Origin of the sequence: Mycolicibacterium alvei, assembly GCF_010727325.1 — a bacterium.
GTDB lineage: Bacteria > Actinomycetota > Actinomycetes > Mycobacteriales > Mycobacteriaceae > Mycobacterium > Mycobacterium alvei.
In genome coordinates, this window is record NZ_AP022565.1 from 1,335,604 (window position 1) to 1,358,578 (window position 22,975).

The following is a 22,975-nucleotide window of genomic DNA, read 5'->3' on the forward strand; positions in this document are numbered from 1 at the left end:
CATGACCGAGATCGAGAGCACCGGCTTCCTCTACCCGTTCATCGAATCCGAAGAGACGGATATCCGTGCGCTGCTCGACGACCTGGCGGCCTCAGCACGCGGCAAGGCCACCGAAAGCGCACGGCTGCAACAGGAATCGCTGCAGGAGTACGCCACGGCCCTGAGCGCGGCCGGCGCCGCCATGGCCGATCGGTTCCTGCGCGGCGGCCGCCTGTACACCCTGGGAAACGGCGGCAGCTCCACCGACGCGGCCACCCTGGCCTCCCTGTTCAGTCGGCCCGCGAGGGGAAGGCCGGTGGCGGCCTGGTCGCTGGCCGCCGACGAGGCCGTGGTCACCGCCCTGGGCAACGACGTGGGATTCGACCTGATCTTCAAACGCCAGATCATCGCCCACGCCCGCGATCGCGACATCGCCATCGCGCTGTCCACGTCGGGTAACTCCGAAGACCTCATGACGGCCATCTCCGAGGCCAAGTCGCGCGGCGTACTCACCATCGGATTCTCCGGGCACGACGGCGGCCGCATGGCGATCGAGTCCGGTGAATCCGGGGATCTGGACTTCTGTTTCACCGTGCACAGCCAGAGCATTCATCGCATCCAGGAGAGCCACGCGATGCTCGGTTACCGGCTGTGGACAGTGGTGCAGGACCACATGGCACGGGCGTACGCATCATGAGTACCTCGACCGCGGCTCAACGCGAGGACCGCGTACTGGAGCGGATCGAGAAGTTCCGGCAGCGGCGCCCACGCCTGATCGACGACGTCGTGACTCTCGCGCACGGCGCCGGCGGGAAATCCTCAGCGGCACTGGTCGATGCGGTCTTCGTCGAGGCCTTCCGCAACCCCGAGCTCGAACAGCTCGGGGACGCCGCCCTGCTGCGTACCCCGTCCGGTGACACGCTGGCGTTCTCCACCGATTCGTATGTGGTTGCGCCCCATCGCTTCCCAGGCGGTTCCATCGGGCACGTCGCAGTCCACGGAACCATCAACGACCTGGCGGTCTCGGGCGCCCACCCGCAATGGCTCTCGGCGGGCTTCGTCATCGAGGAGGGCTTCGCCATCGCCGAGCTGCGCGAGATCGTCGCCGACATGAGCGAGGCCGCCGCGCGGGCCGGAGTCCAGATCGTCACGGGCGACACGAAAGTCGTCGGCAAGGGCGCAGCCGATGGCATGTACATCTGTACCGCCGGCGTCGGCATCGTGCCGGCGGGCAGGCGGTTGTCGCGGGATAACGTCCGCACCGGGGACCGGGTCCTGCTCTCGGGCACGATCGGCGACCACGGCATGGCGGTCATGCTGGCCCGCGGTGACCTGGCCATCGATGCCGACATCGTCTCCGACACCGCGCCTCTGCACGAACTGGTCGAGATCCTGCTGGCCGCCGCACCATCCACCCGCTGGATGCGTGACGCCACCCGCGGAGGTGTCGGCACGGTGTGCAACGAACTGGCCAAGGACTCACCGTTCGCGGTGATTCTCGACGAGGCAAGCATTCCCGTCGAGCCACAGGTTGCGGGTGCCTGCGACCTACTGGGCATCGACCCGCTGTACGTCGCAAACGAAGGCAAATTCCTCGCGATCGTCCCGGCCGACGAGGCCGACGCCGCGGTCACCGCGCTGCACGCGCACCCGCAGGGCGCCCGGGCCACGGTGGTCGGCGAAATCGTCGCGGAGCCGCCCGGAATCGTCGCGCTGCGGACCGCCTTCGGCGGCAGCCGGATCGTCGACATGCTCGTGGGCGATCCGCTCCCCCGGATCTGTTAGGTGAAAGGAGCAGTCTCATGTGTCTGGGCATTCCCGGCCAGGTCGTCGACATCGTCGACGCCGAGGCCCACCTCGCCAAGGTCGATGTCAACGGGGTACGCCGGGTCATCAGCGTGCGTCTGCTCGCCGACGACAACCTGCAGGTCGGTGACTGGGTACTGGTGCACGTCGGGTTCGCGATGGCCAAGATCGACGAACGCGAGGCGACGCTGACGCTCGATCAGGTCCAGAAAATGGGTGCCGACTACACGACGGAGATCGACGCCTTCAATTCCTCCGAAATCGCCTGACTCAAAGAGGTGTCCGCATGAAGTTCGTCGACGAATTCCGCGACCCGGCGGCCGCCCGCGCCCTGGTGAAAGCAATCACCGAGCTTGCCGCCGGTGACGAGTTCAAGTTCATGGAGGTCTGCGGCGGCCACACCCACACCATCTACCGACACGGGATCGAGCATCTGCTCCCGGAGTCGATCGAACTGGTCCACGGGCCCGGATGTCCGGTGTGCGTGATACCCATGGGCCGGGTGGACGACGCGATGTGGCTGGCCGAACAGCCCGGCCTCATCTTCACCACGTTCGGCGACATGATGCGGGTACCCGGATCGAACGGCAACCTCATCGAGGCCAAGGCCCGGGGTGCCGACGTCCGGTTCGTCTACTCACCCCTCGACGCACTCAAGATCGCCCGCGACAATCCCGACCGCCATGTGGTGTTCTTCGCGGTCGGGTTCGAGACGACGGCGCCGTCCACTGCCGTCACGCTGGTGCGCGCCCGCGCACTCGGCGTCGACAACTTCAGCGTGTTCTGCAACCACGTCACCATCGTGCCGCCGATCAAAGCCATCCTGGAGTCACCTGACCTGCGACTCTCGGGATTCCTCGGGCCCGGTCACGTCTCGACCGTCGTGGGCCTGCGCCCGTACCGCTTCGTCCCCGCCGTCTACCACAAACCGATCGTGGTGGCGGGCTTCGAACCGCTCGACATTCTGGCGTCGGTGCACATGCTGCTGCGCCAGATCCGCGACGGCCGCTGCGAGGTGGAAAACCAGTACACCCGCGTGGTGCGGCCGGAGGGCAACACCGCGGCACTGAAACTGATGGCCGAGACCTTCGAACTACGCCCACACTTCGAATGGCGCGGGCTCGGTTTCATCTCGCAGAGCGCGCTCAAGATCCATCCCGACTACGCCGGCTATGACGCCGAGCTGATCTTCGAGATGCCCGGGGTGCGGGTTGCCGATCCGAAGGCCTGCCAATGCGGTGAGGTGCTCAAGGGCGTCATCAAGCCATGGGAGTGCAAGGTTTTCGGGACGGCCTGCACACCGGAAACCCCGATCGGTACCTGCATGGTGTCCCCCGAGGGCGCCTGCGCGGCCTACTACAACTTCGGCAGATTGCATCGCGAAACCGCGCAGTTGTTGCTGCGGCATTAGCGATGTGAGATCAGCGGCGCCAGTTCGGGAAGTTGTCCAGATCCCGCAGCGTCATCACGAACCCGAATGCGCCGACCCCGATGGCCAGGAAGTATCCGATGGCCGCCTGCCATCCGCTCAGAGTCGACGCGACCAACCAGCACAGCAGAACTGCCGCGATAACGAGCAGCACACCGTAGAGAGGTGTCCGCATCGGATGGTCACCGAGAGCCATAACTCCGGTATACGCCGAAAACGCGACGAGGAAAAGACCCGTCAACTCCCCAGGGGCGGTTCACCACTGATCGCGTGGGACATCGAAGTCGGCGCACAACGCCCGCCACACACTGCGCGGCTCCACTCCGTCCTCGATGGCCTGCGCGGCCGTACGGCCCTGGAGAGCAGTGAGCACGTGGTCGACGAGCAGCGAACGACCCCGCGCCGCGCCGAACTGGCCGTCCACGAGCTCATTGAATTCGGTCAACCGCACGGGCCCAACCTACCCAGTGCGTCATGGCACACCCGTACCGGATCTGCCACCTCGGACAGCGAGGCGCCGGCGCGCTGCGCGGCCGCGCGGTGGGTGGAGGACCCGAGCACGGCGCCGACCGCGGCAGTCAGCGAATCCCCGGATAGCGGCCGCACCAGCCGACCACTGCCCTGGCGCACAACGCGATTGGCGATCTCCCATTGATCGCCGCCGCCGGGAACCAGCACCATCGGCACACCCGCGAGCAGGGTCTTGGACACGATGCCGTGACCGCTGCCGCAGATCACCAGATCGGCATGGCAGAGCAACTCGTCCTGACGACCGAGCCCCACCGCCGCCCACGGCGGCACCTCGACATCGGCCCCGCCGAGTCGCGACACCACCACCCGGGCGCCGTCCGGCAGCGTCGCACCCGGACGCAGCGACTCCAGCGCCAGTTCCGCCATGCCCTGCGCCCCGGTGGTCGCGGTGGACGGAGCCACCATCACGACCGGCCCCGAACCCGGTGGCACGGTCAGCACCCTGTCGGTGGGCTCGAAATGCAGGGGACCCACCACCACGGCCTCGGCCGGCCAATCCGGGCGCGGCACCTCCAACGCCGGCAGGGTGGCGATCAACCGGCGTAACGGGCCGGGGTCCTGCGTGGGCAGCCCGATCTGGGTCCGGACCGCGGCCCGCTCGGCCATACCGGCCCGCACCGACCTGGCGGTCAGCGCACGCATGACCGCGTCGCGCAGTCGCCCCCGGAGGCCGACGCCCGGAGCCAGCCCGCTGCCCACCGGCGGCAACCCCTTCGAGGGCAGGTACAGCGGATGCGGGCTGAGCTCGACCCACGGCACCCCGAGCAGCTCGGCGGCCAGACCGCCGCAGGCGGTGATCACGTCGGAGACCACCAGATCCGGCCGCAGTTCCTCCAGGACGGGCACGTTGAGCTGCGCCATCCGCCCGGCACGCTGGTGAATCTTGGCCCCGGCGTCGGCATCGTCGTCGTCCTCGGTCGGATCGAGGCCGGCGAGTTCGACCGCGTCGATGCCGGCGTCCCGCGCGGTATCGAGCCATTCCACCCCGGTCAGCAGGGTCGGGGTATCCCCCGCGGCCAGGAACTTCAGGCACAACGCCAGGGCCGGGAAGGCATGTCCGGGATCGGGTCCGGCGACCACAGCTACGCGCACCGGCCTACCCTGCCACAGCCATTCCCCACTAGGCTGCGGGCATGGCAGACCAATCCACCACCGCAGCGCAGACCCCGGCGACGTCTGTCAAAACGGTCGAGACGTTCCTCACCGCGCTGCAGGAGCAGGATTTCGATACCGCCGAGAACGCGCTGGCGCAGAACCTCGTCTACCAGAACGTCGGTTTTCCGACCATCTACGGTCGCAACCGTGCCATCAAGGTCTTCCGCTCGATGCCGAAGTGGATGGGCTTCGAGGTGAAGATTCACCGGATCGCCGCCGACGGCGCCTCCGTGATCACCGAGCGCACCGACGCCCTCACGTTCGGGCCGCTGCGCGTGCAGTTCTGGGTGTGCGGGGTTTTCGAAGTCTATGAGGGCCGAATCACCCTGTGGCGGGACTACTTCGACATGCTCGACTTCCTCAAGGCGACCCTGCGCGGCTTGGCCGGTGTGGTCATCCCGTCGCTGCGAACGTCCCTGTAACGGCGGTTCAGGCGCGGCGCAGCTGACCAAGTTCGTCGAACGCCTGCGCCCACCCGACCAGACGATCGGTGGCGCCGGTCAACTCATTACGGTAACGCTGCTGTGACAGCGGTGATGCCGCGGCCTGGCCGCTGTTCACCGTCGACACCAGTTGGGCTGCAGCAGTGACCATTTCGTTGTACTGCCGCACGCCCTGACCGAGCTGGGCGGTGAAGGCGTTGATGGTCGGCAGCAGATGCTGGCGCGACTGCGGCGCATTGGCGATCGCGCGCTCCATCGAGACCACCTCGGTCGCGGTGGCCGCCATCGTCCGTGCGGTCCGGTTGGCCGCCACGGTGAGTTCCCGCAGTTCGCCGGCCGGCAGCATCCGCCCGCGCTCCAGAACACCGAGCAGCGAGAACATGCCCCGCTCCGAGGCCATCAGCGCCGCCATCGGCTGACGGGCAGCCGAGCCCCACGGCGGCAACCGACGTGCCGAGACCGGCCGCTCCACCGGGAGCGGTTCGGCGCGCAGCCATCGGTAACGCAACCACAACAACGTCGCCGGGAACGCCGCACCCGCCGCGATCGCGCCGGTGATGATCAGGCCCCAGACCGGTGTGCTCCACGACGCCAGCAGCGCCGTCGCGAGCACCCAGAACCCACTGGACAGAGTGAAGAACACCGCGAGCCGCAACGCCCACCGCCGCTTGCGCAGCAGCTTTGCGCGCGGATCAGCGGCGGCGCTGAGCTTCTCGGTCAGAGCCCCCGACAGGTCTGCCGCGGTATCGATCCCCCGTTGCACCAACGACTTCCAGGCGTCGGTGCGACGGGTCTTGGTAACCATGATCTGGGGCACTCGAATCTCTACTGGCCGAGCGGTTTTTCCGGGGCGGCCGGGGTTTGGTTGGTCGCCGGGGTGGCCGGCGTGGTCTGGGAGGCACCTCCGCTGGGCAGCGCATCGCCACGCATCGAGGCGCGGATCTGCTCGAGCCGGGAGTGGCCGGCCATCTGGACGCTGGCCTGCTGCACCTCCATCATGCGGCCCTGCACGGAGTTCTGCGCCAGCTCGGCCTCACCCATGGCGTTGGCATAACGACGTTCGATCTTCTGGCGCACTTCATCGAGGCTCGGGGTGTTACCCGGTGCGGCGACCTCACTCATCGAGCGCAGCGAGGCGCTGACCTGCTCCTGCATCTTGGCCTGCTCGAGCTGGGACAGCAGCTTGGTGCGTTCCCCGATCTTCTGCTGCAGCATCATCGCGTTCTGCTCGACAGCCTTCTTGGCCTGCCCGGCCGCCTGTAGCGCCTGGTCGTGCAGCGCCTTGAGGTCCTCGACGCTCTGCTCGCCGGTGACGAGCTGGGCGGCGAACGCCTCGGCGGCATTGGTGTACTCGGTCGCCTTGGCCGCGTCGCCGGCGGCGGTGGCCTGGTCGGCCAGTGTCAGTGCCTGCCGGACGTTGGCCTGCAGCTTCTCGATGTCGGCGAGCTGGCGGCTGAGCCGCATCTCCAGCTGGCGCTGGTTGCCGATCACCTGGGCGGCCTGCTGGGTGAGTGCCTGGTGCTGGCGCTGCGCGTCCTCGATGGCCTGCTGGATCTGCACCTTCGGATCGGCGTACTCGTCGACCTTGGAGCTGAACAGCGCCATCAGGTACTTCCACGCCTTGACGAACGGATTGGCCATGGGTTCGTTCCGCCTTATCTGTCGGGCTTGTCGGTCGGGTCCTTGATCGGACCTCGTGCTTCAGGGTGCCGCAATTCCTCTGATGCCAACTTATCGGTTCTGGGCAGGCAGCCACAGTCCCGCGGGCTGTTCGCATGGGCGTTTCTGCGAAAATTCGCACACCCACCGACGAGGAGCGCTCGGTCCGGCGTCGCGGCGTTGCCTCAGGCCACGATCACGCGACGGCCATGACCGCGGCCTGCGGGATGACCACCTTGGTCGCGGCATCGATGTGGGCGACATTTGCATGGGCCGGCACCTTGACGGCGGCACTGGCGTGTTCACGCTCGGCCATGTTCTCGCCCGCATCGGTGAGTACCCGCGAGAGCGGGACTTCCAGGGCGTCGCAGATGGCGCTCAGCAGTTCGCTGGAGGCCTCTTTTCGACCGCGCTCCACTTCGGAGAGGTAGCCGAGACTCACCCGCGCCGCGTCGGATACTTCGCGCAGGGTGCGCCCCTGCTCGGTGCGGGCATGACGAAGCACGTCGCCAATCACCTCGCGCAGCAATGTCGTCATCGCGTCTCCTTCGCTTCGCCTGTCGCAGGTTCGCTAACTGACCAACGCCGCCGGTCGCAGCTTGGTTCCCGAAGGGCCCGGGATCTCGGTTACTGGTTCTCGACCAGGAACCGCAGCCGGGCGATCGCCTCGTCGACCGCACCGCGGCGGATGTCCCAGCGGGAGCCGGGTAGGGACAGTTCCATGACCTCGGTGTCGACCGGGCCGGCCAGGCCGATGAACACCGTGCCCACCGGGTGTCCGCCGTGCGGTTCCGGACCCGCCACGCCGGTGAGGCCGATACCCCAGGTCGCTGAGCAGCGCTGTCGGGCACCGACCGCCAGCGCCCGCGCCGTCGGCACCGCGACCGGACCGACCGCGTCGAGCACCTGGGGAGCCACTCCGGCCAGCCAGATCTTGGTGTCCTCGTTATAGGTGATCAGGCCGCCCTGCAGCACCGCACTGGCTCCGGTCACCCCGGCCAGCGTCGCCGCGAGCAGTCCGCCGGTCAGCGACTCGGCGGTGGCCACGCTCTGCGAGCGCACCGTCAGGTCGGCGACCAGGGCCCTGGCGTCCTCAGTGAGCAGCGGATCGTCCACGCGAGTCCCTGATGGCGGACATGACGTAGTCGACGCCGGTGAGCACGGTCAGCACCACCGCGGCCCACATGATCAGCCAGGCGATGTCGAGCCACACATCGGACCACGCATACAACGGCAGGATGAACAACCCGATGGCCACGGCCTGCACCAATGTCTTGAGCTTGCCGCCGCGACTGGCCGGGATCACGCCGTGACGTAGCACCGCGAACCGCAGGACCGTGATCCCTATCTCCCGGATCAGCACCACCACGGTGATCCACCACGGCAGGTCCCCGAGCATCGACAGGCCGATCAGTGCCGCCCCGATCAGGGCTTTGTCGGCGATCGGATCGGCCAGTGTGCCGAACTCGGTGATCATCCCGTAGCTGCGGGCCAACGCCCCGTCGAGATGGTCGGTGATCACCGCGACTGCGAACACCGCGAAAGCTGCTATTCGCCAGCTGGTTTCATGCCCGTCGCCGACGAACAGAAATGCCAGGAACACCGGAACGAGCACCATCCGCACACCGGTGAGCATGTTGGCGAGGTTAGCCACGCGCGCACGCGGGACCACCGGATCGGTAGAAGGTTGGCCCGGCACCGCAACAGAATATCGGTTGCCGGAACCGATACTCTTGCGGCTGTGAACCCAGGCAGTGTCGAGTCGCGCCAGCACCCTGTAGTCCGCCGCGCCCGCACGTCCGATGTTCCGGCGATCAAGAGCCTGATCGACGTCTATGCGGGCAAGATCCTGCTGGAAAAAAACCTGGTGACGCTGTACGAGGCGGTGCAGGAATTCTGGGTGGTCGAACTCGGCGGGGAGCTCGTCGGATGTGGCGCTCTCCATGTGCTGTGGGCCGACCTCGGCGAGGTACGCACCGTGGCCGTGCACCCGAAGGTTCGCGGTACCGGCGTCGGGCATGTGCTCGTGGAGCAGTTGCTCGACGTTGCCCGCGACTTGCACCTACGACGGATCTTCGTGCTGACCTTCGAGGTCGACTTCTTCGGTAGGCACGGTTTCGAGGAGATCGAGGGGACTCCGGTGACCGCCGAGGTGTACGAGGAAATGTGCCGCTCGTACGACACCGGTGTGGCGGAGTTCCTCGACCTGTCCTACGTCAAGCCCAACACCTTGGGCAACACCCGGATGTTGTTGGCGCTCTAGGCGTCCTCTATCCGCCGAAACGGTATTCCAGCAGGCGCTCACTCGCAAAAACCCTGCCGGAATACCGTTTCGACGCTAGAACTCCTCGTCCTCGGCGTCGTCGCCGTTGGCGTCGGACCCACCGCGGATCAGCATCAGCGTGCCGGCCAACTCGTCGGGTTTGACGAGGACCTCACGCGCCTTCGACCCCTCGGACGGACCGACGATGCCGCGGGTCTCCATGAGATCCATCAGCCGGCCCGCCTTGGCGAACCCGACCCGCAGCTTGCGCTGCAGCATCGAGGTGGACCCGAACTGCGAGGACACCACCAGTTCGACGGCCTGCAGGAGGACGTCCATGTCGTCGCCGATGTCGGGGTCGACGTCCTTGCGCTCACCCGCCTTGACCGCGGTGACACCCTCGACGAACTCCGGCTCGGCCTGGGTCTTGGTGGCCTCGACGACGGCGTGGATCTCTTCGTCGGTGATGAACGCACCCTGCATACGCAGCGGCTTGTTGGCGCCCATCGGCAGGAACAGGCCGTCGCCCATACCGATCAGCTTCTCGGCACCGGGCTGGTCCAGGATGACGCGGCTGTCGGTGAGCGACGAGGTCGCGAATGCGAGCCGGGACGGCACGTTGGTCTTGATCAGACCGGTGACGACGTCCACCGACGGCCGCTGGGTGGCCAGCACCAGGTGGATGCCTGCGGCGCGGGCTTTCTGCGTGATGCGCACGATGGCGTCCTCGACGTCGCGCGGCGCGGTCATCATCAGGTCGGCGAGCTCGTCGACGACCGCCAGGATGTACGGGTAGGGCTTGTAGACCCGCTCGCTGCCCAGCGGCGTGCTGATCTCGCCGGAACGCACCTTGTCGTTGAAGTCATTGATGTGGCGGACCCGGGACGCCTTCATGTCCTGGTAGCGCTGTTCCATCTCCTCGACCAGCCAGGCCAGTGCCGCCGCGGCCTTCTTGGGTTCGGTGATGATCGGCGTGATGAGGTGCGGAATACCTTCGTACGGGGTGAGTTCCACCATCTTCGGGTCGATCAGGATCATCCTGACCTCTTCCGGGGTGGCCCGCGCCAACAGTGAGACCAGCATCGAGTTGACGAAGCTGGACTTACCGGAGCCGGTCGAACCGGCCACCAGCAGGTGCGGCATCTTGGCCAGGTTCGCCGAGACGAAGTCGCCCTCGATGTCCTTGCCCAGGCCGATCACCAGCGGGTGGTGGTCGCGGCGCGTCGACGGGGCGGTGAGCACGTCGGACAGCCGCACCATCTCGCGGTCGGAGTTGGGCACCTCGATGCCGACGGCGGACTTGCCGGGGATCGGGGCCAGCATGCGGACGCTTTCGGTGGCGACCGCGTAGGCGATATTGCGGTGCAGCGCGGTGATCTTCTCGACCTTGACGCCGGGCCCGAGCTCGACCTCGTAGCGGGTGACGGTCGGGCCGCGGGTGCAGCCGGTCACGGCCGCGTCGACCTTGAACTGCTCCAGCACCGAGGTGATGGAGTCTTCCATCTGGTCGTTGGCGGCGGTGCGCAGCTTCGGCGGATCGCCGGCGATCAGCAGGTCGAGCGACGGCAGCGTGTAGGGGCCTTCGATCACCCGGTCCATGACCAGGGTGTCGTCGGTTTTCGGTTTGCTCTCGGCCTTCTTGCGGCGAGGTTTGACCGCCGGCTCGGGGACGGTCGGTGCGTCCTCGGACAGCGGGTAGTTGTCCATCGGAGTGCCGGTCGGCGCCTTCGGCGCCTCGATGGCGGCTGTCGGCCAGGTCTGGGCCTGCGTGTCGCCGCGCGACGTGTCGTCGTCGTAGTAGCCGTCGGACAGATCGTCGTAGTCGTCGTCGAGATCGGACCCGTCGTACTCGCCGTCGTCGTACTCGCCGTCGTCGTACTCGTCGTCGTAGTCATCGTCGTGGAACGCCCGCGTGCTGAACATGTGCTGCAGGGTCGAGGGCACCTCGCGGATGGTCGTGCCCGTGATGAGCAACAAACCGAACAACACGCCCATGAACAGCAACGGTGCGGCGATCCACTCGGTCAGGCCGTCGGACAGGGGTCCGCCGATGGCGAAGCCGATGAATCCGGCGGCGTGCTGTCGTGCGATCGGATCCTGCGGCGATCCCGACCACAGGTGCCACAGGCCGAGCATCGGCAGCGCGATCATGGCCGATCCCAGGATCAGCCGGGGCCGCGCCTCCGGGTCCGGCTCGGTGCGCATCAGCACGACGGCGATGACGCCGAGGATGACGGGCGTGAGCACCACCGGCCCACCGATCAGGGTGCGCAGGGCGGTGTCGATCCACTGCCCGACCGGGCCGGCCGCGTGGAACCACGAGCTGGCGGCGACGACGACCGCGATGCCGAGCAGAGCGAGGGCCAGGCCGTCACGACGATGACCGGGTTCGATATCGCGGGCGCGGCCCACCGAGCGGGCGGTCGAACCGGCGCCCTTGGCGAGCATCAACCACCCCGCGCGAGCGCCCTGACCGAGCTTCTGTCCGGCGGCCGAGACCGGCGAGTGCTGTGGCCGGCGAGCGGGCTTGCGCCGTGGCGCAGCCGGGCGACCCTTACGGGCCGGTGCCTGACGCCGCGAACCGCCCCGCGGGCTGGCGTTCGACCTGCTCGAACGCGCTCCGGATCGGCCGGCGGTCTTGTTAGCCATGCCCGCAAGCCTAGTCGCATATGCCCCATATTCACCATCTGCAACACGGGTCACAAGAGGGTATCGAATGACACTTAGCCATACGAACCGATTCCACGGGCTCATCGCTTAGGGTGGACACTCGTCCAGTTTCGGCACTCATCGAGGAGTTCTGCACCTATGCCTGTTGTCGTCGTCGCCACCATGAAGGCCAAGCCCGAATCCGTCGACGCTGTGCGCGAGGCCTGCACCAACGCGGTCGCAGCCGTCCACGAGGAGCCCGGTTGCCAGCTGTATTCGCTGCATGAGGCCGACGGCACCTTCGTCTTCGTCGAGCAGTGGGCCGACGCCGATGCCCTCAAGGCCCACAGCACCGCTCCGGCGATCGGCGCCCTGTTCGGCTCGATCGGCGAGCTGCTCGACGGCGCCCCCGATATCAAAATGTTGCAACCCGTCGTCGCGGGTGATCCCGGCAAAGGACAGCTGCGGGCCGGCTGATGAGCGCTTGCGCGAAGAAGAGAACGCACTGATGAGCGCTTGCGCGAAGAAGAGAACGCACTGATGAGCGCTTGCGCGAAGAAGAGAACGCACTGATGAGCGCTTGCGCGAAGAAGAGAATGCACTGATGCCCACGAACGCTCCCCTGGCCGGGAAGGTCGCCTTCATCACCGGCGCCGCGCGCGGCCAGGGGCGGGCCGAGGCCCTGCGACTGGCCGCCGACGGGGCCGACATCATCGCGATCGATCTGTGCGAACAGATCGAATCGGTGCCCTATCCCCTGGCCACGCCCGATGATCTGGCCGCCACGGTCAAGCTCGTAGAGGAAGCGGGTGGCCGGATCGTGGCCGCACAGGCCGATGTCCGTGATGAGCGGGCTCTGCAGGCGGCGCTTCAGACCGGGGTGGACCGGTTCGGCCGGCTCGACATCGTCGTCGCCAACGCCGGGATCGCCCCGATGCAATCGGGCCCCGACGGCTGGCGCGACGTCGTCGACGTGAACCTGACCGGCGTACACCACACCGTCGAGGCGGCGATTCCGATCATGGTCGCCCAGGGTGACGGCGGGTCGATCGTGTTGATCAGCTCGGCGGCAGGACTGATCGGCGTGGGCGGCGGCGACCGCGGCTCACTGGGCTACACCGCGGCCAAGCACGGTGTGGTCGGGCTGATGCGGGCCTACGCCAACTTCCTTGCTCCCCACAGCATTCGGGTCAACACCATCCACCCCACCGGGGTGGACACACCGATGATCAACAACGAGTTCACCCGCGGGTGGCTGAAACACATCGCCGAGGAACTCAACGCGCCAACCGATTTCGCCAACGCACTTCCCGTGCAGGTGGTACAGGCCGAGGACATCGCCAATGCGGTGGCCTGGCTGGTGTCGGATCAGGCGCGTTACGTCACGGGTGTGACACTTCCGGTCGATGCTGGCATCGTCAACAAACGATGAGCAACCCCGTCGCCGCAACCGCCGTCGGCCCGATGGTGCTGGCCGCCGTCGAGCAGTACGAGCCGGTGCAGCGACGGTTGGTCGACGACGACATGGCGCTGTCGTTCCTGCCGCCTGGGGTGCGGGCCTTCACCCGCGCCACGCGTTGGTCGGTCGTCCGCCGGCTTCTGGTCCGGGCCACCGAACGCTCGGGCCCGGGGTTATGGGCGAATCTGGCCTGTCGCAAGCGCTACCTCGGCGACAAGCTCACGCAGGCGTTGTCGGATATCGACGCCGTGGTGATTCTCGGCGCCGGTCTGGATACCAAGGCCTACCGACTGGCCCGGCACAGTGCGATCCCGGTGTTCGAGGTGGACCTGCCGGTCAATATCGAGCGCAAACGCTCAGTGGTGCACCGCACGCTGGGACCCGTGCCCAGCTCGGTGCACCTGGTGCCGGTGGATTTCGAACATGACGATCTGGCCGCCGAACTCGCCAGGCACGGCCACCGCGGTGAACACCGCACCTTCTTCGTCTGGGAAGGCGTGACGCAGTATCTGACCGCCGACGGTGTCAGGTCGACGTTCGAGTTCCTGCATTCGGCGGCACCGGGAAGCCGGTTGGCATTCACCTACGTCCGCAGTGATTTCATCGACGGCACCAACCGCTACGGGGCCGAATCGTTGTATCGGCGGTTCCGCGTTCGTAGCCGGCTGTGGCAGTTCGGGCTGGACCCAGACCAGGTGGCGTCGTTCATCGAGCCCTACGGCTGGAAGTTGATCGAACAGGCTGGGCCCGAGTACCTCACCTCGCACTACATTGCACCGTCCGGCCGGAAGCTGACCGCCTCACAGGTGGAATGGACCGTTTACGCCGAAAAGCGCTAGCAGGCAACCAGCACGTCGAGTTCGGTGTCGTCACGCCCCGCAAGGTCTTCAGCCATCGGACAGATCCCTTTCAACGCCGGTCGCATGCCTGGCCCTAGTTTCTACAACATGTTCTTGTATAAACTCTAACCATGATCACCACGCCGATCCACCTCGGGTGGACGCGGGTGGTTTCGGCAAGCCGGCAGGAGCCTGTTGGCTGCAAAATTGGCCGAGAAGTCGGCTCGATGGGAGGTATGTGATGAATGCCGGTCTGGCTGTCGCGGTCGCGGTTGCCTTCTGCTGGCTGGGGATGGTGCTGGCGATCTCGTTCATCGAGGCGCCGCTGAAGTTCCAAGCCCCGGGCGTGACGTTGCAGATCGGACTCAGCATCGGGCGCAGGGTTTTCCGCGCGCTCAACGCGGTGGAGACCGTATTCGCCGTCGTCCTCATCGTGATATTCGCCATCGACCGTCCGTCACCCGCCGTGATCGCGGCCTTCGCGATCGCCCTCGTGGCCCTTGCGGTGCAATTGATCGCGGTGCGGCCCAAGCTGATTCAGCGTTCTAACGCTGTACTCGCCGTGGCCCCGGGCGAAGAGGCGGATTCACGTTCGCAGGCGCACTACTACTACGTCGGGTTCGAGCTCATCAAGGTGATCGCGCTGCTGGTCGGCGGAGCCCTGCTACTCGGTTAGATCTCGATGACGGTCGGGACGATCATCGGCTGGCGTCGATAGGTCTCGCCCACCCACTTGCCCACGGTGCGCCGGACGGCCTGGGCGATCCGGTTCGGGTCGGTGATGTTATCGGCGGCAAGGCTTTCCAACTCCCGCTCGACATTGCGGGCGACCGACTCCAGCGCCTTCGGATCCTCGGAGAACCCCCGGGAATGCAGATGCGCCGGCGCGGCGAGCTTTCCGGTCTCGCGGTGGATGACGACCGTCACCGCCACGAAACCCGAGGACAGGATGAGGCGTTCACCGAGCGTGGCGTCGCCGACATCCCCGGTGATCAGACCGTCGACGAACATCTTGCCGACAGGTACTGCACCGGAGATGGAGGCCTTACCGGCCACCAGGTCCACACTTACGCCGTTCTCGGCCAGCACGATGTTTTCTTGCGGCACCCCGGTGCTGGCGGCCAGCGCCGCATTGGCACGCATGTGCCGCCAGGTGCCGTGCACCGGCATCACGTTGCGGGGCCGCACCCCGTTGTAGAGGAACAGCAGCTCACCCGAATAGGCGTGGCCGGAAACATGAACGCGCGCTTGGGCGTTGGTGACGACGCGGGCACCGATCTTGGCCAGTGCGTCGATGACGCCGTAGACCGCTTCCTCATTGCCCGGGATCAGCGACGAGGACAGGATGATCAGATCGCCCGCGGTCAGCGTGATGCTGCGATGCTCGCCGCGCGACATCCGCGACAGCGCGGCCATCGGCTCGCCCTGCGTTCCGGTGGTGATCAGCACGACCTTCTCGGCCGGCATCATCTCGGCCGCACCGATGTCGAGGATGTCGGAATCGTCGACCTTCAGGTAGCCCAGCTCGCGGGCGATGCCCATGTTGCGCACCATCGACCGTCCGACGTACGAAACCTTCCGGCCCAGCGCCACGGCCGCATCGGTGATCTGTTGCACGCGATCGACATTCGAGGCGAAGCAGGCGACGATGACCCGGCCCTCGGCACCGCGGATCAGCCGATGCAGCGTCGGGCCGACCTCGCTCTCCGACGGGCTGACACCCGGGTGTTCGGAATTGGTCGAGTCACACAGGAACAGGTCGACGCCGGCATCGCCGAGCCGCGACATACCCGGTAGGTCGGTGGGACGGCCGTCGAGCGGCTGCTGGTCGAGCTTGATGTCACCGGTGTGCAGGACAGTGCCTGCGCCGGTGTGGATCGCGACGGCCAGACAACCCGGGATCGAGTGGTTGACCGCGAAGTACTCGCATTCGAAGACTCCGTGCTGGCTGCTCTGCCGTTCGGCGACCTCGACGAATACCGGCTTGATCCGGTGTTCTCGGCATTTCTCGCGGATCAGCGCGATGGTGAACTTCGAGCCGACCACCGGAATATCCGGACGCAGCTTGAGCAGGAACGGGATCGCCCCGATGTGGTCCTCGTGGGCATGGGTGACGACGAGCGCCTCGACGTCGTCGAGACGGTCCTCGACGTGCCGCAGGTCCGGCAGGATCAGGTCGACGCCGGGTTCGTCGTGCCCGGGAAAGAGCACCCCGCAGTCCACGATGAGCAATCGGCCCAGGTGCTCGAAGACCGTCATGTTGCGGCCGATTTCGCTGATTCCGCCCAGCGCGGTGACTCGCAGACCGCCGGTGGCAAGGGGCTTGGGGGGTGCGAGTTCGGTGCTCACTATCGCAACACCGCTGCTGCACGCATATCGGCGGCCAGCGCCTCGATCTCGGCGGGAGTGGCGGGGATCTGCGGCAGCCGTGGCAAGCCGGCATCGAATCCCTGCAACCGCAGACCCTCCTTGGACATGGTGACGCCGCCGAGGTGCGCCTGGGCGCGGGCCAGCGGAGCCAATGAGACGTTGATCTTGCGGGCCGTGGCGACATCGCCGGAAGTGAACGCGGTCAACATATCCCGCAACTGACCCGCGGCCAGGTGGCCCCAGACGCTGACGAAGCCGACCGCGCCCATGGCCAACCAGGGCAGGTTCAACGTGTCGTCGCCGGAGTAATACGCCAGCCCGGTCTCGGCGAGGATCTGGCCGCCACCGTGCAGATCGCCCTTGGCATCCTTGATGCCCACGATGTTGGGGTGCCCGGCCAATGCGCGGATGGTCTCCCAGGCGATCGGGATCGAGGACCGCGGCGGGATGTCATAGAGCAGGTTCGGCAGGTCGGTGGCGTCGGCCACGGCCGTGAAGTGCGCAAGCAGGCCGGCCTGCGGGGGCCGCGAGTAGTACGGGGTCACCACGAGCAGGCCGTGCGCACCCTCGGCCGCGCAGGCCTTGGCCAGGTGCACGCTGTGCGCGGTGTCGTAGCTGCCGGCGCCGGCAACGATGCGGGCCCGGTCCCCCACGGCCTCCAGCACGGTGCGCAGGAGCGCCAGCTTCTCGTCATCGGTGGTGGTCGGCGACTCACCGGTGGTACCCGAGAGCACCAGGCCATCACAGCCGGTGTCGATCAGGCGATTGGCCAGACGGGCGGCAGCATCGAGATCGAGCGAGCCGTCGGGCTTGAACGGCGTCACCATTGCGGTCAACACCGTGCCCAACTGCGCCGTTACATCGATTCCGCTCGTACTCACGCGCCAAAGATTACCCGGTGGTCTCAAACCTCCGTCGCCAGCGGGGAGGTAGCTACCTCACTACCATCCGCCAGCGTCGAAATCTCGAAATCGGAGAACACCGCCGGAGCCGCCTCCACGAGCTCACGCAGACAGGCGATCGCCAGCCTGCGGATCTCCACATCGGCGTGTTCACTGGCCCGCATCGCGATGAAATGGCGCCAGGCGCGATAGTTGCCGGTCACCACGATGCGGGTCTCGGTGGCATTGGGTAGCACCGCCCGGGCGGCCTGTCTGGCCTGCTTGCGGCGCAAAAGAGCGTTGGGCTGGTCGGCGAACTTGGCCTCCAGGCGTGCCAGCAGTTCGGTGTAGGTGGCCCGGCTGGCGTCGGCCGCGGTGGTGAACAGCTCCACCAACTCCGGGTCGTCCTCGAATCCGGGTGGCACGACCACCTCGGCGTCGTTCTCCGGCACATAGCGCTGCGAGAGCTGCGAGTAGGAGAAGTGCCGGTGCCGGATCAGCTCGTGGGTGGCCGACCGCGAGATACCGCTGATGTAGAAGGACACCGAGGCGTGTTCGAGCACCGAGAAATGCCCGACGTCGATGATGTGACGGATGTAGCTCGCGTTGGTCGCCGTCCTCGGATTGGGCTTCGACCAACTCTGGTAGCAGGCCCGGCCGGCGAACTCGGTGAGCGCAGGCCCGCCCGCGGCATCGGTGCTCCACGGCACGTCAGGCGGTGCCTGGAATTCCGTCTTGGCGATCAGCTGCACGCGCAGCGGCGCGATCTCGGCCACCCGCCCACCCTACTGTCGAGCCGTCGACGGGCCGAAGCAGCGCGCCGACTTCTCCCCCTCCACAGCGCGCCACGCTCCTAACCCCTCCACATAACCCCTCCACAGCGCGCCGACTTCTACCCCTGGGCTGTGGTTCGGCCAGACTCACGACCCTGCGGTGGAAAACGGCGGCCGTTCACCCAAGCCCGCCGGGCCACGCTCCTACAATCACCTGATGTCCGGCGCTGTCCCGTTCGCACCGCTACCCCACACCGGTTCGCAGTGCTGATCGGCGTGGCCGCCGCGCTGCTGGCGTGTCTCGGCTATGGGACCGCGTCGGTGCTGCAGTCCTATGCCGCGGGCCATTCCGTTGACGGCATCACGCCCGAGCGCGGCCCCACCATGCGGTCGACGGTCACCGCGATGCTCGCCCCGATCTTCATCGCGGGAATGGCGCTCGACCTTCTCGGCTTCGTGGGCAGCCTGGTCTCCGCCCGGTTGATCCCGCTGTTCCTGTCGCAGACGATCATGAGCGCCAATCTGGTGGTGACCGCCGTGTTGAGCATCTTCGTGCTCCATGTCCGGCTACATCGGCGTGATTGGACCGCGATCGCCATAGTTCTTGCGGCGCTGTGCATCCTGGGAGCCACTGCCGGTCGGCTGGGCGACCACGATCCCGGCGCGCTCATGCATTGGGGTGTGCTGACAGGGTCGGCGATCATTCTGGGCCTGGGTGTGGCGCTGGTCCGCCTCCTCGGGAGGAAGGCTGCCGTACCTGCGGGTCTGATCGCCGGCGTGCTCTATGGGGAGATGGCGGTGGCAATTCGCGTCGTCGACGGCCTCGACCCGCTGAATCCCAAGGTGCTCCTTGCCGATCCGGCGACGTGGGCCGTTCTGGTCGCCGGTCTCGGTGGCTTCTACCTGTTCACCGTTGCCCTGCAGGTCGGGTCGGTCAACGGTGTCGCCGCGGCGCTGGTGGTCGGCGAAACCGTGGTGCCCGGCATCGTGGGCGTGGTTCTGCTGGGCGACGCCTCGCGGCCGGGCTACGGCTGGCTGGTGGCCGTCGCGTTTATCGCAGCCGTCGCCGGCGCCGTGGCGCTCGCGTTCTCCAGCGCCGCCGAGTACGAGCGGGCGAAGAGTTCGTAGACGCCACACGTCCGCCTGCGATGCAGCGTGGAGGAACGCAAGTATGACCGGAGAGGAAGTAGACCTTTGCCAATGCTCGCACGCCTGAGCGATCTTGACACCCGGGTCTGGTCCACAGCCACATGGGCGGCACCGTTCACTACCCAACTGATCTTGGGCGTGATGTTTGCCCTGTGGCGGCTATTGGGCAGACAACCCTTTGAGCTGCATGGCTTCCCACTCTTCCTGGTCATCGCATCAGTCACAACACTGGCAGCCACGCTGGCCGCTATTCCACTTCTAACCTCTCGGTCGTCGCGTGCGCACGGACTCGCCATCGGTATCGCGGGCTCATCGGCCGTCGTCGCCCTGGGCGGAATTGTCTACGGCTTCTGGATCATCCGATGGTGAGTGGCGATGGAACAGCCGACGCCGTTGAGGGGCGATACGGTCCAGCCGGCTTCTCGGCTGCACTAACAACCATTCTTTTGGTGGACTTCTTAACGTGGATCTGTCTTCCGTGGATCGTCGTGGTGATCTTTTTCCTCGCCCCGTTCTTCCTGCTCACATTGGCGGTGAGCGCCATAGTCGCGCGGCGGACCGAAAGGGCCGGGCAGGTCGGTCGCGGGATATTCATCGGAACGTTGGCCGGACCGCTCTCACTCCTCATTTATCTACCCGCCTTCCTCGTGGCGAGCACGCTGGGAATTCTTTAAGGCCAAGTCCACGTTCAGCAGGCTGATCCGCCCCGGCATGTCGGGAGGTTCTCTTATCTGAGTGCCTCCTCGGCATGAGGGTGCCGTTGGCGATGGTAGTAGAGCGCTTCGGCCCGATCGGGGGTCAGGTCCTGGCAGTAGCCGTTGGGTCGCTGACGGTTGTAGAAGGCCACCCATTCGGCGGTCCCCAGCGCCAGTTCGGTGGCACCGGGATAGAGCGGCTGGCGGTCGATGAGTTCGGTCTTGTAGCTGCTGTTCACCGATTCGGCCAGAGCATTATCGAAACTATCCCCGACGGATCCGACTGAAGGCAGGATCCCCTCAGCGGCCAGACGTTCGGTGAACGCGACCGCGGTGTATTGCGAGCCCGCGTCGCTGTGGTGGATAAGTGAATCCAAAGATGCTGCACCCGAACGCTTTCTGGTGTCGATAGCGTGGTCGATCGCATCGGTCACCAGCTTCTGGGTCATCTCGGTAGCCACCTTCCAACCCACGATCTTGCGGGCATAGACATCGGTGACGAACGCCGTGTAGGCGGCACGAGTCCGGCAGTAGGTGAAATCGGCCACCCACAATCGGTCAGGCGCACCGGCGACGAAATTACGCCGGACCCGATCCGGGGCTCGCGTCGCTGCCGGATCGGCGACGGTGGTGCGCACCCGCCGGCGCTTGCACGCACCCCGCCAACCCATCTCCCGCATGACCCGTTCCACGACACAGCGCGATACGTCGATACCATTGGTGCGCAATACAATCCATGTTTTACGAGCGCCCAGGACTCGGTACAGACTCTGCGATTGGCGAAGCTGCCAGATCGCATCGATCACCTGCGCATCGGCCCAGTCGGCTTTCGAGGGCCCTGACGGGCGCGGTGGGCGTAATACGTCGACGGGGCGATCGTGACGCCGTACTCGGAAAGCACAGCGCACATCGACTCGACACCCCACTTGAGACCATCAACGCCCACCCGCATGTGCTGGTGGGCGCTGATGAACTCCACGACTACTGAGAGGGCCGGTCGAGCTCGGCGGCGAAGAAAACCGAGGCCGCCTTCAAGATCGCGTTGGCCCGCTTGAGTTCGGCATTCTCCCGGCGCAGCTTGCGCAGGACCTCGGATTCCTCGCTGGTCTGCCCCGCCCGAGAGCCGGCGTCGATCTCAGCCTGGCGAACCCATTTGCGCACCGTTTCGGCAGTACCGACGCCCAGCAGGTCAGCAACCCGGCCCATCGCCTCCCACTCCGAAACTGTCTCGCTGCGCAGATCGGCCACCATCTGCACCGCCCGCACCTTCAGCTCGTCTGGATACCGCCTCGATGACTTCGATCCCACGTGCCCATCCTTCCCAACGGAAGAACTCTCCAGACACGCCGGGGCGGATCAGGCTGCCCACCGATGCACTCAGTGCGCTGTCCGAGGTACCCGGTGACGAGGTCACCGAGGTGGCCGCCGCGTCCTGATCCGGACTTGTCGGACCCTTCGTCTTTACTGTCCTGTTCCCCGGACACCGGGCGGCGGGTTCACAGCTTGGACCCTGCCCCGCCACCGGCGCCTACCACCTGACAAGGAAGGCTCTTCGATGCTACGCAGATTCGCCGGCGCCATCATTGCCGCCGCAAGCATGATCACCCTGGCTGGTTGTGTATCGCCGGACCGCGTCTCTACGAATCCCACCGACACACCGCGGTGGGATGCCGGGTCGTCGTCGACACCGTCCCCGGCCGCATTGCCACCCACTCCATCCGATTTCGTCATCGGCGTGGTCGTCACCGAGCAGAAATGTTACGGCTCGGCCGGCTGCAATTACCGCTACACCATCAACCCGCAATACGTGAGCCCAAAACCGCTGCCGGAGAAGACGACCGTGGTCTTCAAGGTGACCGGTGGCGATCAGGATCAGGTCGGCAATTTCACCATCGACGCCGACGGAACGGCGACCTTCGACCGGGAGACCGGCATTTCCGGCCCGGAAGGTGCTGACCTGCAAGCCACCGTCACGCAGATCCTCCCTGGGCGCTGACCGTGCTGCGAGCATCAAGACCACCGCCAATGGCCCTGCAGCGCACCATATCTGAACCAGAGCGAACGACGGCAGTAGTCACGAGAGGAACGATCATGCGTTACGAGATGTTGGACCTGGTCCGCGAACGCGCCAACGAGAAAGACTGGGACCTGATCTTCGACAGCGGCCCCAGCGCGGAATACCGCACCATGGTGTGGGACCACCCGCTGCTGGGCGCGGCCGGTCCGGCAATGGAACTGGAGATCGTGTTCAGCCCGGACGGCCGGATCGTCTCCTCCGAGCGACGCCGGGGCGGCATCACCCACAAGTGCATCAAGTCCGCCGATGCATTCGCTTCAACTGAGGTCTATCTCGAAGCGCTGCAGATGATCTGAGCCACCCAGGCCGACGAAATGGTCGCTGATCGAGGGGCAGCGACCATTTCGTCCACCTCACCGTCCCCCGATCGGTGGATAGACAGGTCGTCCGGCGGTAGACCGATCAGCGGACAGACGCCGGATGCCGCTTCAACCAAACTTGACCTACCCACAGTCAGATACGCACCGCAGAGCGACAGAGGAACGATATGCACTACGAGATGCTGGACTTGGTCCGCGAACGCGCCAACGAGAAAGACTGGGACCTGATCTTCGACAGTGGCCCCAATGCGGAGTACCGGACCATGGTGTGGGAACACCCACTGCTCAGCGCCACCGGCGTGGTCACGGAATTGGAAATCGGGTTCAGCCCCGACGGTCGCATCGTCTTCTCCGAAAGACGACGCGGCGGCGTCCCCCACAAACGCGTCAAGCCCGACCATGCCTTCGCCTCGACCGACGTCTGCCTGGCCGCCCTGCAGATGATCTGACCCACCTTCACCGCGCCGTTTTCGACCCCCGGGCTGCTGTTCGACGACC

28 protein-coding genes and 1 pseudogene are annotated in these 22,975 nt (G+C 66.3%); 16 read left to right on the forward strand and 13 right to left on the reverse strand.

Annotation, left to right across the window (positions count from 1 at the left end):
• Window position 1 precedes the first annotated feature (1 nt).
• The 4 genes from G6N44_RS06325 to hypD are packed head-to-tail and all read left to right on the forward strand — an operon-like array spanning window position 2 to window position 3,196.
• Window positions 2-676 (forward strand): D-sedoheptulose-7-phosphate isomerase, encoded by a 675-nt coding sequence (locus G6N44_RS06325; protein ID WP_163662113.1) that lies wholly within the window; start codon window positions 2-4, stop codon window positions 674-676.
• Window positions 673-1,764, forward strand: coding sequence for a hydrogenase expression/formation protein HypE (hypE, locus tag G6N44_RS06330; RefSeq protein ID WP_163662115.1), 1,092 nt, complete (start codon window positions 673-675; stop codon window positions 1,762-1,764). The genes G6N44_RS06325 and hypE overlap by 4 nt, the downstream gene beginning before the upstream one ends.
• A 17-nt stretch (window positions 1,765-1,781) precedes the next feature.
• Window positions 1,782-2,054, forward strand: coding sequence for a HypC/HybG/HupF family hydrogenase formation chaperone (locus G6N44_RS06335; RefSeq protein WP_135453812.1), 273 nt, complete (start codon window positions 1,782-1,784; stop codon window positions 2,052-2,054).
• 17 nt (window positions 2,055-2,071) lie between these two features.
• Window positions 2,072-3,196 (forward strand): hydrogenase formation protein HypD, encoded by a 1,125-nt coding sequence (hypD, locus tag G6N44_RS06340; protein ID WP_163662117.1) that lies wholly within the window; start codon window positions 2,072-2,074, stop codon window positions 3,194-3,196.
• 10 nt (window positions 3,197-3,206) lie between these two features.
• Here hypD and G6N44_RS06345 read toward each other — a convergent pair whose 3' ends face one another.
• The 3 genes from G6N44_RS06345 to G6N44_RS06355 are packed head-to-tail and all read right to left on the reverse strand — an operon-like array spanning window position 3,207 to window position 4,837.
• The gene (locus G6N44_RS06345; protein WP_163662119.1) at window positions 3,207-3,410 is read right to left on the reverse strand and encodes a hypothetical protein; all 204 of its coding nucleotides are present in this window, start codon (window positions 3,408-3,410) and stop codon (window positions 3,207-3,209) included.
• Between the two features lie 60 nt (window positions 3,411-3,470).
• Window positions 3,471-3,665 (reverse strand): DUF3046 domain-containing protein, encoded by a 195-nt coding sequence (locus tag G6N44_RS06350; protein ID WP_163662121.1) that lies wholly within the window; start codon window positions 3,663-3,665, stop codon window positions 3,471-3,473.
• Window positions 3,656-4,837: a glycosyltransferase gene (locus G6N44_RS06355; protein WP_163662123.1), complete on the reverse strand. Its 1,182-nt coding sequence runs from the start codon at window positions 4,835-4,837 to the stop codon at window positions 3,656-3,658. Before G6N44_RS06355 ends, G6N44_RS06350 begins: the two co-directional genes overlap by 10 nt.
• Window positions 4,838-4,878: 41 nt before the next feature.
• On the opposite strand from G6N44_RS06355, the gene G6N44_RS06360 reads away from it, so the two are divergent.
• A complete protein-coding gene (locus G6N44_RS06360) occupies window positions 4,879-5,322 on the forward strand; it encodes a limonene-1,2-epoxide hydrolase family protein (RefSeq protein ID WP_163662125.1) in 444 nt (147 codons plus the stop codon).
• Between the two features lie 7 nt (window positions 5,323-5,329).
• On the opposite strand, the gene pspM is transcribed toward G6N44_RS06360, so the two are convergent.
• The 5 genes from pspM to pgsA form a co-directional block, all read right to left on the reverse strand.
• Window positions 5,330-6,148 carry a phage shock envelope stress response protein PspM gene (gene pspM, locus G6N44_RS06365; protein ID WP_163669672.1) on the reverse strand — a complete coding sequence of 273 codons (819 nt, stop codon included), beginning with the start codon at window positions 6,146-6,148 and terminating at the stop codon, window positions 5,330-5,332.
• A 20-nt stretch (window positions 6,149-6,168) separates the two neighbouring features.
• Window positions 6,169-6,984 carry a phage shock protein PspA gene (gene pspA / locus G6N44_RS06370; protein ID WP_163662127.1) on the reverse strand — a complete coding sequence of 272 codons (816 nt, stop codon included), beginning with the start codon at window positions 6,982-6,984 and terminating at the stop codon, window positions 6,169-6,171.
• A gap of 214 nt (window positions 6,985-7,198) precedes the next feature.
• Window positions 7,199-7,540: a transcriptional regulator ClgR gene (gene clgR, locus G6N44_RS06375; RefSeq protein WP_163662128.1), complete on the reverse strand. Its 342-nt coding sequence runs from the start codon at window positions 7,538-7,540 to the stop codon at window positions 7,199-7,201.
• A gap of 89 nt (window positions 7,541-7,629) precedes the next feature.
• Window positions 7,630-8,118, reverse strand: a complete 489-nt coding sequence (locus G6N44_RS06380) for a CinA family protein (RefSeq protein ID WP_163662130.1) — start codon at window positions 8,116-8,118, stop codon at window positions 7,630-7,632.
• Window positions 8,096-8,701 carry a CDP-diacylglycerol--glycerol-3-phosphate 3-phosphatidyltransferase gene (gene pgsA / locus G6N44_RS06385; RefSeq protein ID WP_163662132.1) on the reverse strand — a complete coding sequence of 202 codons (606 nt, stop codon included), beginning with the start codon at window positions 8,699-8,701 and terminating at the stop codon, window positions 8,096-8,098. Before pgsA ends, G6N44_RS06380 begins: the two co-directional genes overlap by 23 nt.
• A gap of 9 nt (window positions 8,702-8,710) precedes the next feature.
• On the opposite strand from pgsA, the gene G6N44_RS06390 reads away from it, so the two are divergent.
• Window positions 8,711-9,265, forward strand: coding sequence for an amino-acid N-acetyltransferase (locus G6N44_RS06390; protein ID WP_235683051.1), 555 nt, complete (start codon window positions 8,711-8,713; stop codon window positions 9,263-9,265).
• Window positions 9,266-9,340: 75 nt separating this feature from the next.
• Here G6N44_RS06390 and G6N44_RS06395 read toward each other — a convergent pair whose 3' ends face one another.
• Window positions 9,341-11,914, reverse strand: coding sequence for an FtsK/SpoIIIE family DNA translocase (locus tag G6N44_RS06395; protein ID WP_179964487.1), 2,574 nt, complete (start codon window positions 11,912-11,914; stop codon window positions 9,341-9,343).
• 159 nt (window positions 11,915-12,073) lie between these two features.
• Between G6N44_RS06395 and G6N44_RS06400 the strand changes: the two genes are divergently transcribed.
• The 4 genes from G6N44_RS06400 to G6N44_RS06415 all read left to right on the forward strand — a co-directional run bounded on the left by G6N44_RS06400 (window position 12,074) and on the right by G6N44_RS06415 (window position 14,888).
• The gene (locus tag G6N44_RS06400; protein WP_163662138.1) at window positions 12,074-12,391 is read left to right on the forward strand and encodes a putative quinol monooxygenase; all 318 of its coding nucleotides are present in this window, start codon (window positions 12,074-12,076) and stop codon (window positions 12,389-12,391) included.
• Between the two features lie 127 nt (window positions 12,392-12,518).
• On the forward strand, window positions 12,519-13,346 hold the full coding sequence (locus G6N44_RS06405; protein ID WP_163662140.1) for a mycofactocin-coupled SDR family oxidoreductase: 828 nt from the start codon (window positions 12,519-12,521) through the stop codon (window positions 13,344-13,346).
• A complete protein-coding gene (locus G6N44_RS06410; RefSeq protein ID WP_163662142.1) occupies window positions 13,343-14,212 on the forward strand; it encodes an SAM-dependent methyltransferase in 870 nt (289 codons plus the stop codon). Before G6N44_RS06405 ends, G6N44_RS06410 begins: the two co-directional genes overlap by 4 nt.
• Window positions 14,213-14,453: 241 nt before the next feature.
• Window positions 14,454-14,888, forward strand: coding sequence for a hypothetical protein (locus G6N44_RS06415; RefSeq protein ID WP_163662144.1), 435 nt, complete (start codon window positions 14,454-14,456; stop codon window positions 14,886-14,888).
• Here G6N44_RS06415 and G6N44_RS06420 read toward each other — a convergent pair.
• From G6N44_RS06420 to thyX, 3 genes are all read right to left on the reverse strand, one after another.
• Entirely contained in the window at window positions 14,885-16,561 is a 1,677-nt protein-coding gene (locus G6N44_RS06420; protein WP_163662146.1) for a ribonuclease J, read from the reverse strand. The genes G6N44_RS06415 and G6N44_RS06420 overlap by 4 nt on opposite strands.
• The gene (dapA, locus tag G6N44_RS06425) at window positions 16,561-17,409 is read right to left on the reverse strand and encodes a 4-hydroxy-tetrahydrodipicolinate synthase (RefSeq protein WP_235683052.1); all 849 of its coding nucleotides are present in this window, start codon (window positions 17,407-17,409) and stop codon (window positions 16,561-16,563) included. The genes G6N44_RS06420 and dapA overlap by 1 nt, the downstream gene beginning before the upstream one ends.
• Before the next feature lie 77 nt (window positions 17,410-17,486).
• A complete protein-coding gene (gene thyX / locus G6N44_RS06430; protein WP_163662150.1) occupies window positions 17,487-18,239 on the reverse strand; it encodes an FAD-dependent thymidylate synthase in 753 nt (250 codons plus the stop codon).
• Window positions 18,240-18,500: 261 nt separating this feature from the next.
• Here thyX and G6N44_RS06435 point away from each other — a divergent pair, with 261 nt between their 5' ends.
• Together G6N44_RS06435 and G6N44_RS06445 are read left to right on the forward strand one after the other, a co-directional pair.
• A complete protein-coding gene (locus tag G6N44_RS06435) occupies window positions 18,501-19,364 on the forward strand; it encodes a DMT family transporter (protein ID WP_163662160.1) in 864 nt (287 codons plus the stop codon).
• 470 nt (window positions 19,365-19,834) lie between these two features.
• On the forward strand, window positions 19,835-20,059 hold the full coding sequence (locus G6N44_RS06445; RefSeq protein WP_163662163.1) for a hypothetical protein: 225 nt from the start codon (window positions 19,835-19,837) through the stop codon (window positions 20,057-20,059).
• A 53-nt stretch (window positions 20,060-20,112) separates the two neighbouring features.
• On the opposite strand, the pseudogene G6N44_RS06450 reads toward G6N44_RS06445, so the two are convergent.
• Window positions 20,113-21,331, reverse strand: a pseudogene (locus G6N44_RS06450) (IS3 family transposase).
• Window positions 21,332-21,372: 41 nt separating this feature from the next.
• On the opposite strand from G6N44_RS06450, the gene G6N44_RS06455 reads away from it, so the two are divergent.
• From G6N44_RS06455 to G6N44_RS06470, 4 genes are all read left to right on the forward strand, one after another.
• Window positions 21,373-21,516: a hypothetical protein gene (locus G6N44_RS06455; protein WP_163662165.1), complete on the forward strand. Its 144-nt coding sequence runs from the start codon at window positions 21,373-21,375 to the stop codon at window positions 21,514-21,516.
• Window positions 21,517-21,815: 299 nt separating this feature from the next.
• On the forward strand, window positions 21,816-22,076 hold the full coding sequence (locus tag G6N44_RS29405) for a hypothetical protein (RefSeq protein ID WP_235682961.1): 261 nt from the start codon (window positions 21,816-21,818) through the stop codon (window positions 22,074-22,076).
• Window positions 22,077-22,171: 95 nt separating this feature from the next.
• Complete coding sequence (locus G6N44_RS06465; RefSeq protein WP_163662169.1) at window positions 22,172-22,453, forward strand: hypothetical protein; 282 nt, start codon at window positions 22,172-22,174, stop codon at window positions 22,451-22,453.
• 191 nt (window positions 22,454-22,644) lie between these two features.
• Window positions 22,645-22,926: a hypothetical protein gene (locus G6N44_RS06470; RefSeq protein WP_163662171.1), complete on the forward strand. Its 282-nt coding sequence runs from the start codon at window positions 22,645-22,647 to the stop codon at window positions 22,924-22,926.
• Window positions 22,927-22,975: the final 49 nt, after the last annotated feature.

Coding starts and splice junctions, on each gene's coding strand:
- G6N44_RS06325 (WP_163662113.1), top strand. CDS start 2: ATGACCGAGATCGAGAGCACCGGCTTCCTCTACCCGTTCATCGAATCC.
- hypE (WP_163662115.1), top strand. CDS start 673: ATGAGTACCTCGACCGCGGCTCAACGCGAGGACCGCGTACTGGAGCGG.
- G6N44_RS06335 (WP_135453812.1), top strand. CDS start 1,782: ATGTGTCTGGGCATTCCCGGCCAGGTCGTCGACATCGTCGACGCCGAG.
- hypD (WP_163662117.1), top strand. CDS start 2,072: ATGAAGTTCGTCGACGAATTCCGCGACCCGGCGGCCGCCCGCGCCCTG.
- G6N44_RS06345 (WP_163662119.1), bottom strand. CDS start 3,410: ATGGCTCTCGGTGACCATCCGATGCGGACACCTCTCTACGGTGTGCTG.
- G6N44_RS06360 (WP_163662125.1), top strand. CDS start 4,879: ATGGCAGACCAATCCACCACCGCAGCGCAGACCCCGGCGACGTCTGTC.
- pspM (WP_163669672.1), bottom strand. CDS start 6,148: ATGGTTACCAAGACCCGTCGCACCGACGCCTGGAAGTCGTTGGTGCAA.
- pspA (WP_163662127.1), bottom strand. CDS start 6,984: ATGGCCAATCCGTTCGTCAAGGCGTGGAAGTACCTGATGGCGCTGTTC.
- clgR (WP_163662128.1), bottom strand. CDS start 7,540: ATGACGACATTGCTGCGCGAGGTGATTGGCGACGTGCTTCGTCATGCC.
- G6N44_RS06395 (WP_179964487.1), bottom strand. CDS start 11,914: ATGGCTAACAAGACCGCCGGCCGATCCGGAGCGCGTTCGAGCAGGTCG.
- G6N44_RS06400 (WP_163662138.1), top strand. CDS start 12,074: ATGCCTGTTGTCGTCGTCGCCACCATGAAGGCCAAGCCCGAATCCGTC.
- G6N44_RS06405 (WP_163662140.1), top strand. CDS start 12,519: ATGCCCACGAACGCTCCCCTGGCCGGGAAGGTCGCCTTCATCACCGGC.
- G6N44_RS06410 (WP_163662142.1), top strand. CDS start 13,343: ATGAGCAACCCCGTCGCCGCAACCGCCGTCGGCCCGATGGTGCTGGCC.
- G6N44_RS06415 (WP_163662144.1), top strand. CDS start 14,454: ATGAATGCCGGTCTGGCTGTCGCGGTCGCGGTTGCCTTCTGCTGGCTG.
- dapA (WP_235683052.1), bottom strand. CDS start 17,409: ATGGTGACGCCGTTCAAGCCCGACGGCTCGCTCGATCTCGATGCTGCC.
- G6N44_RS06455 (WP_163662165.1), top strand. CDS start 21,373: ATGACTTCGATCCCACGTGCCCATCCTTCCCAACGGAAGAACTCTCCA.
- G6N44_RS06465 (WP_163662169.1), top strand. CDS start 22,172: ATGCGTTACGAGATGTTGGACCTGGTCCGCGAACGCGCCAACGAGAAA.
- G6N44_RS06470 (WP_163662171.1), top strand. CDS start 22,645: ATGCACTACGAGATGCTGGACTTGGTCCGCGAACGCGCCAACGAGAAA.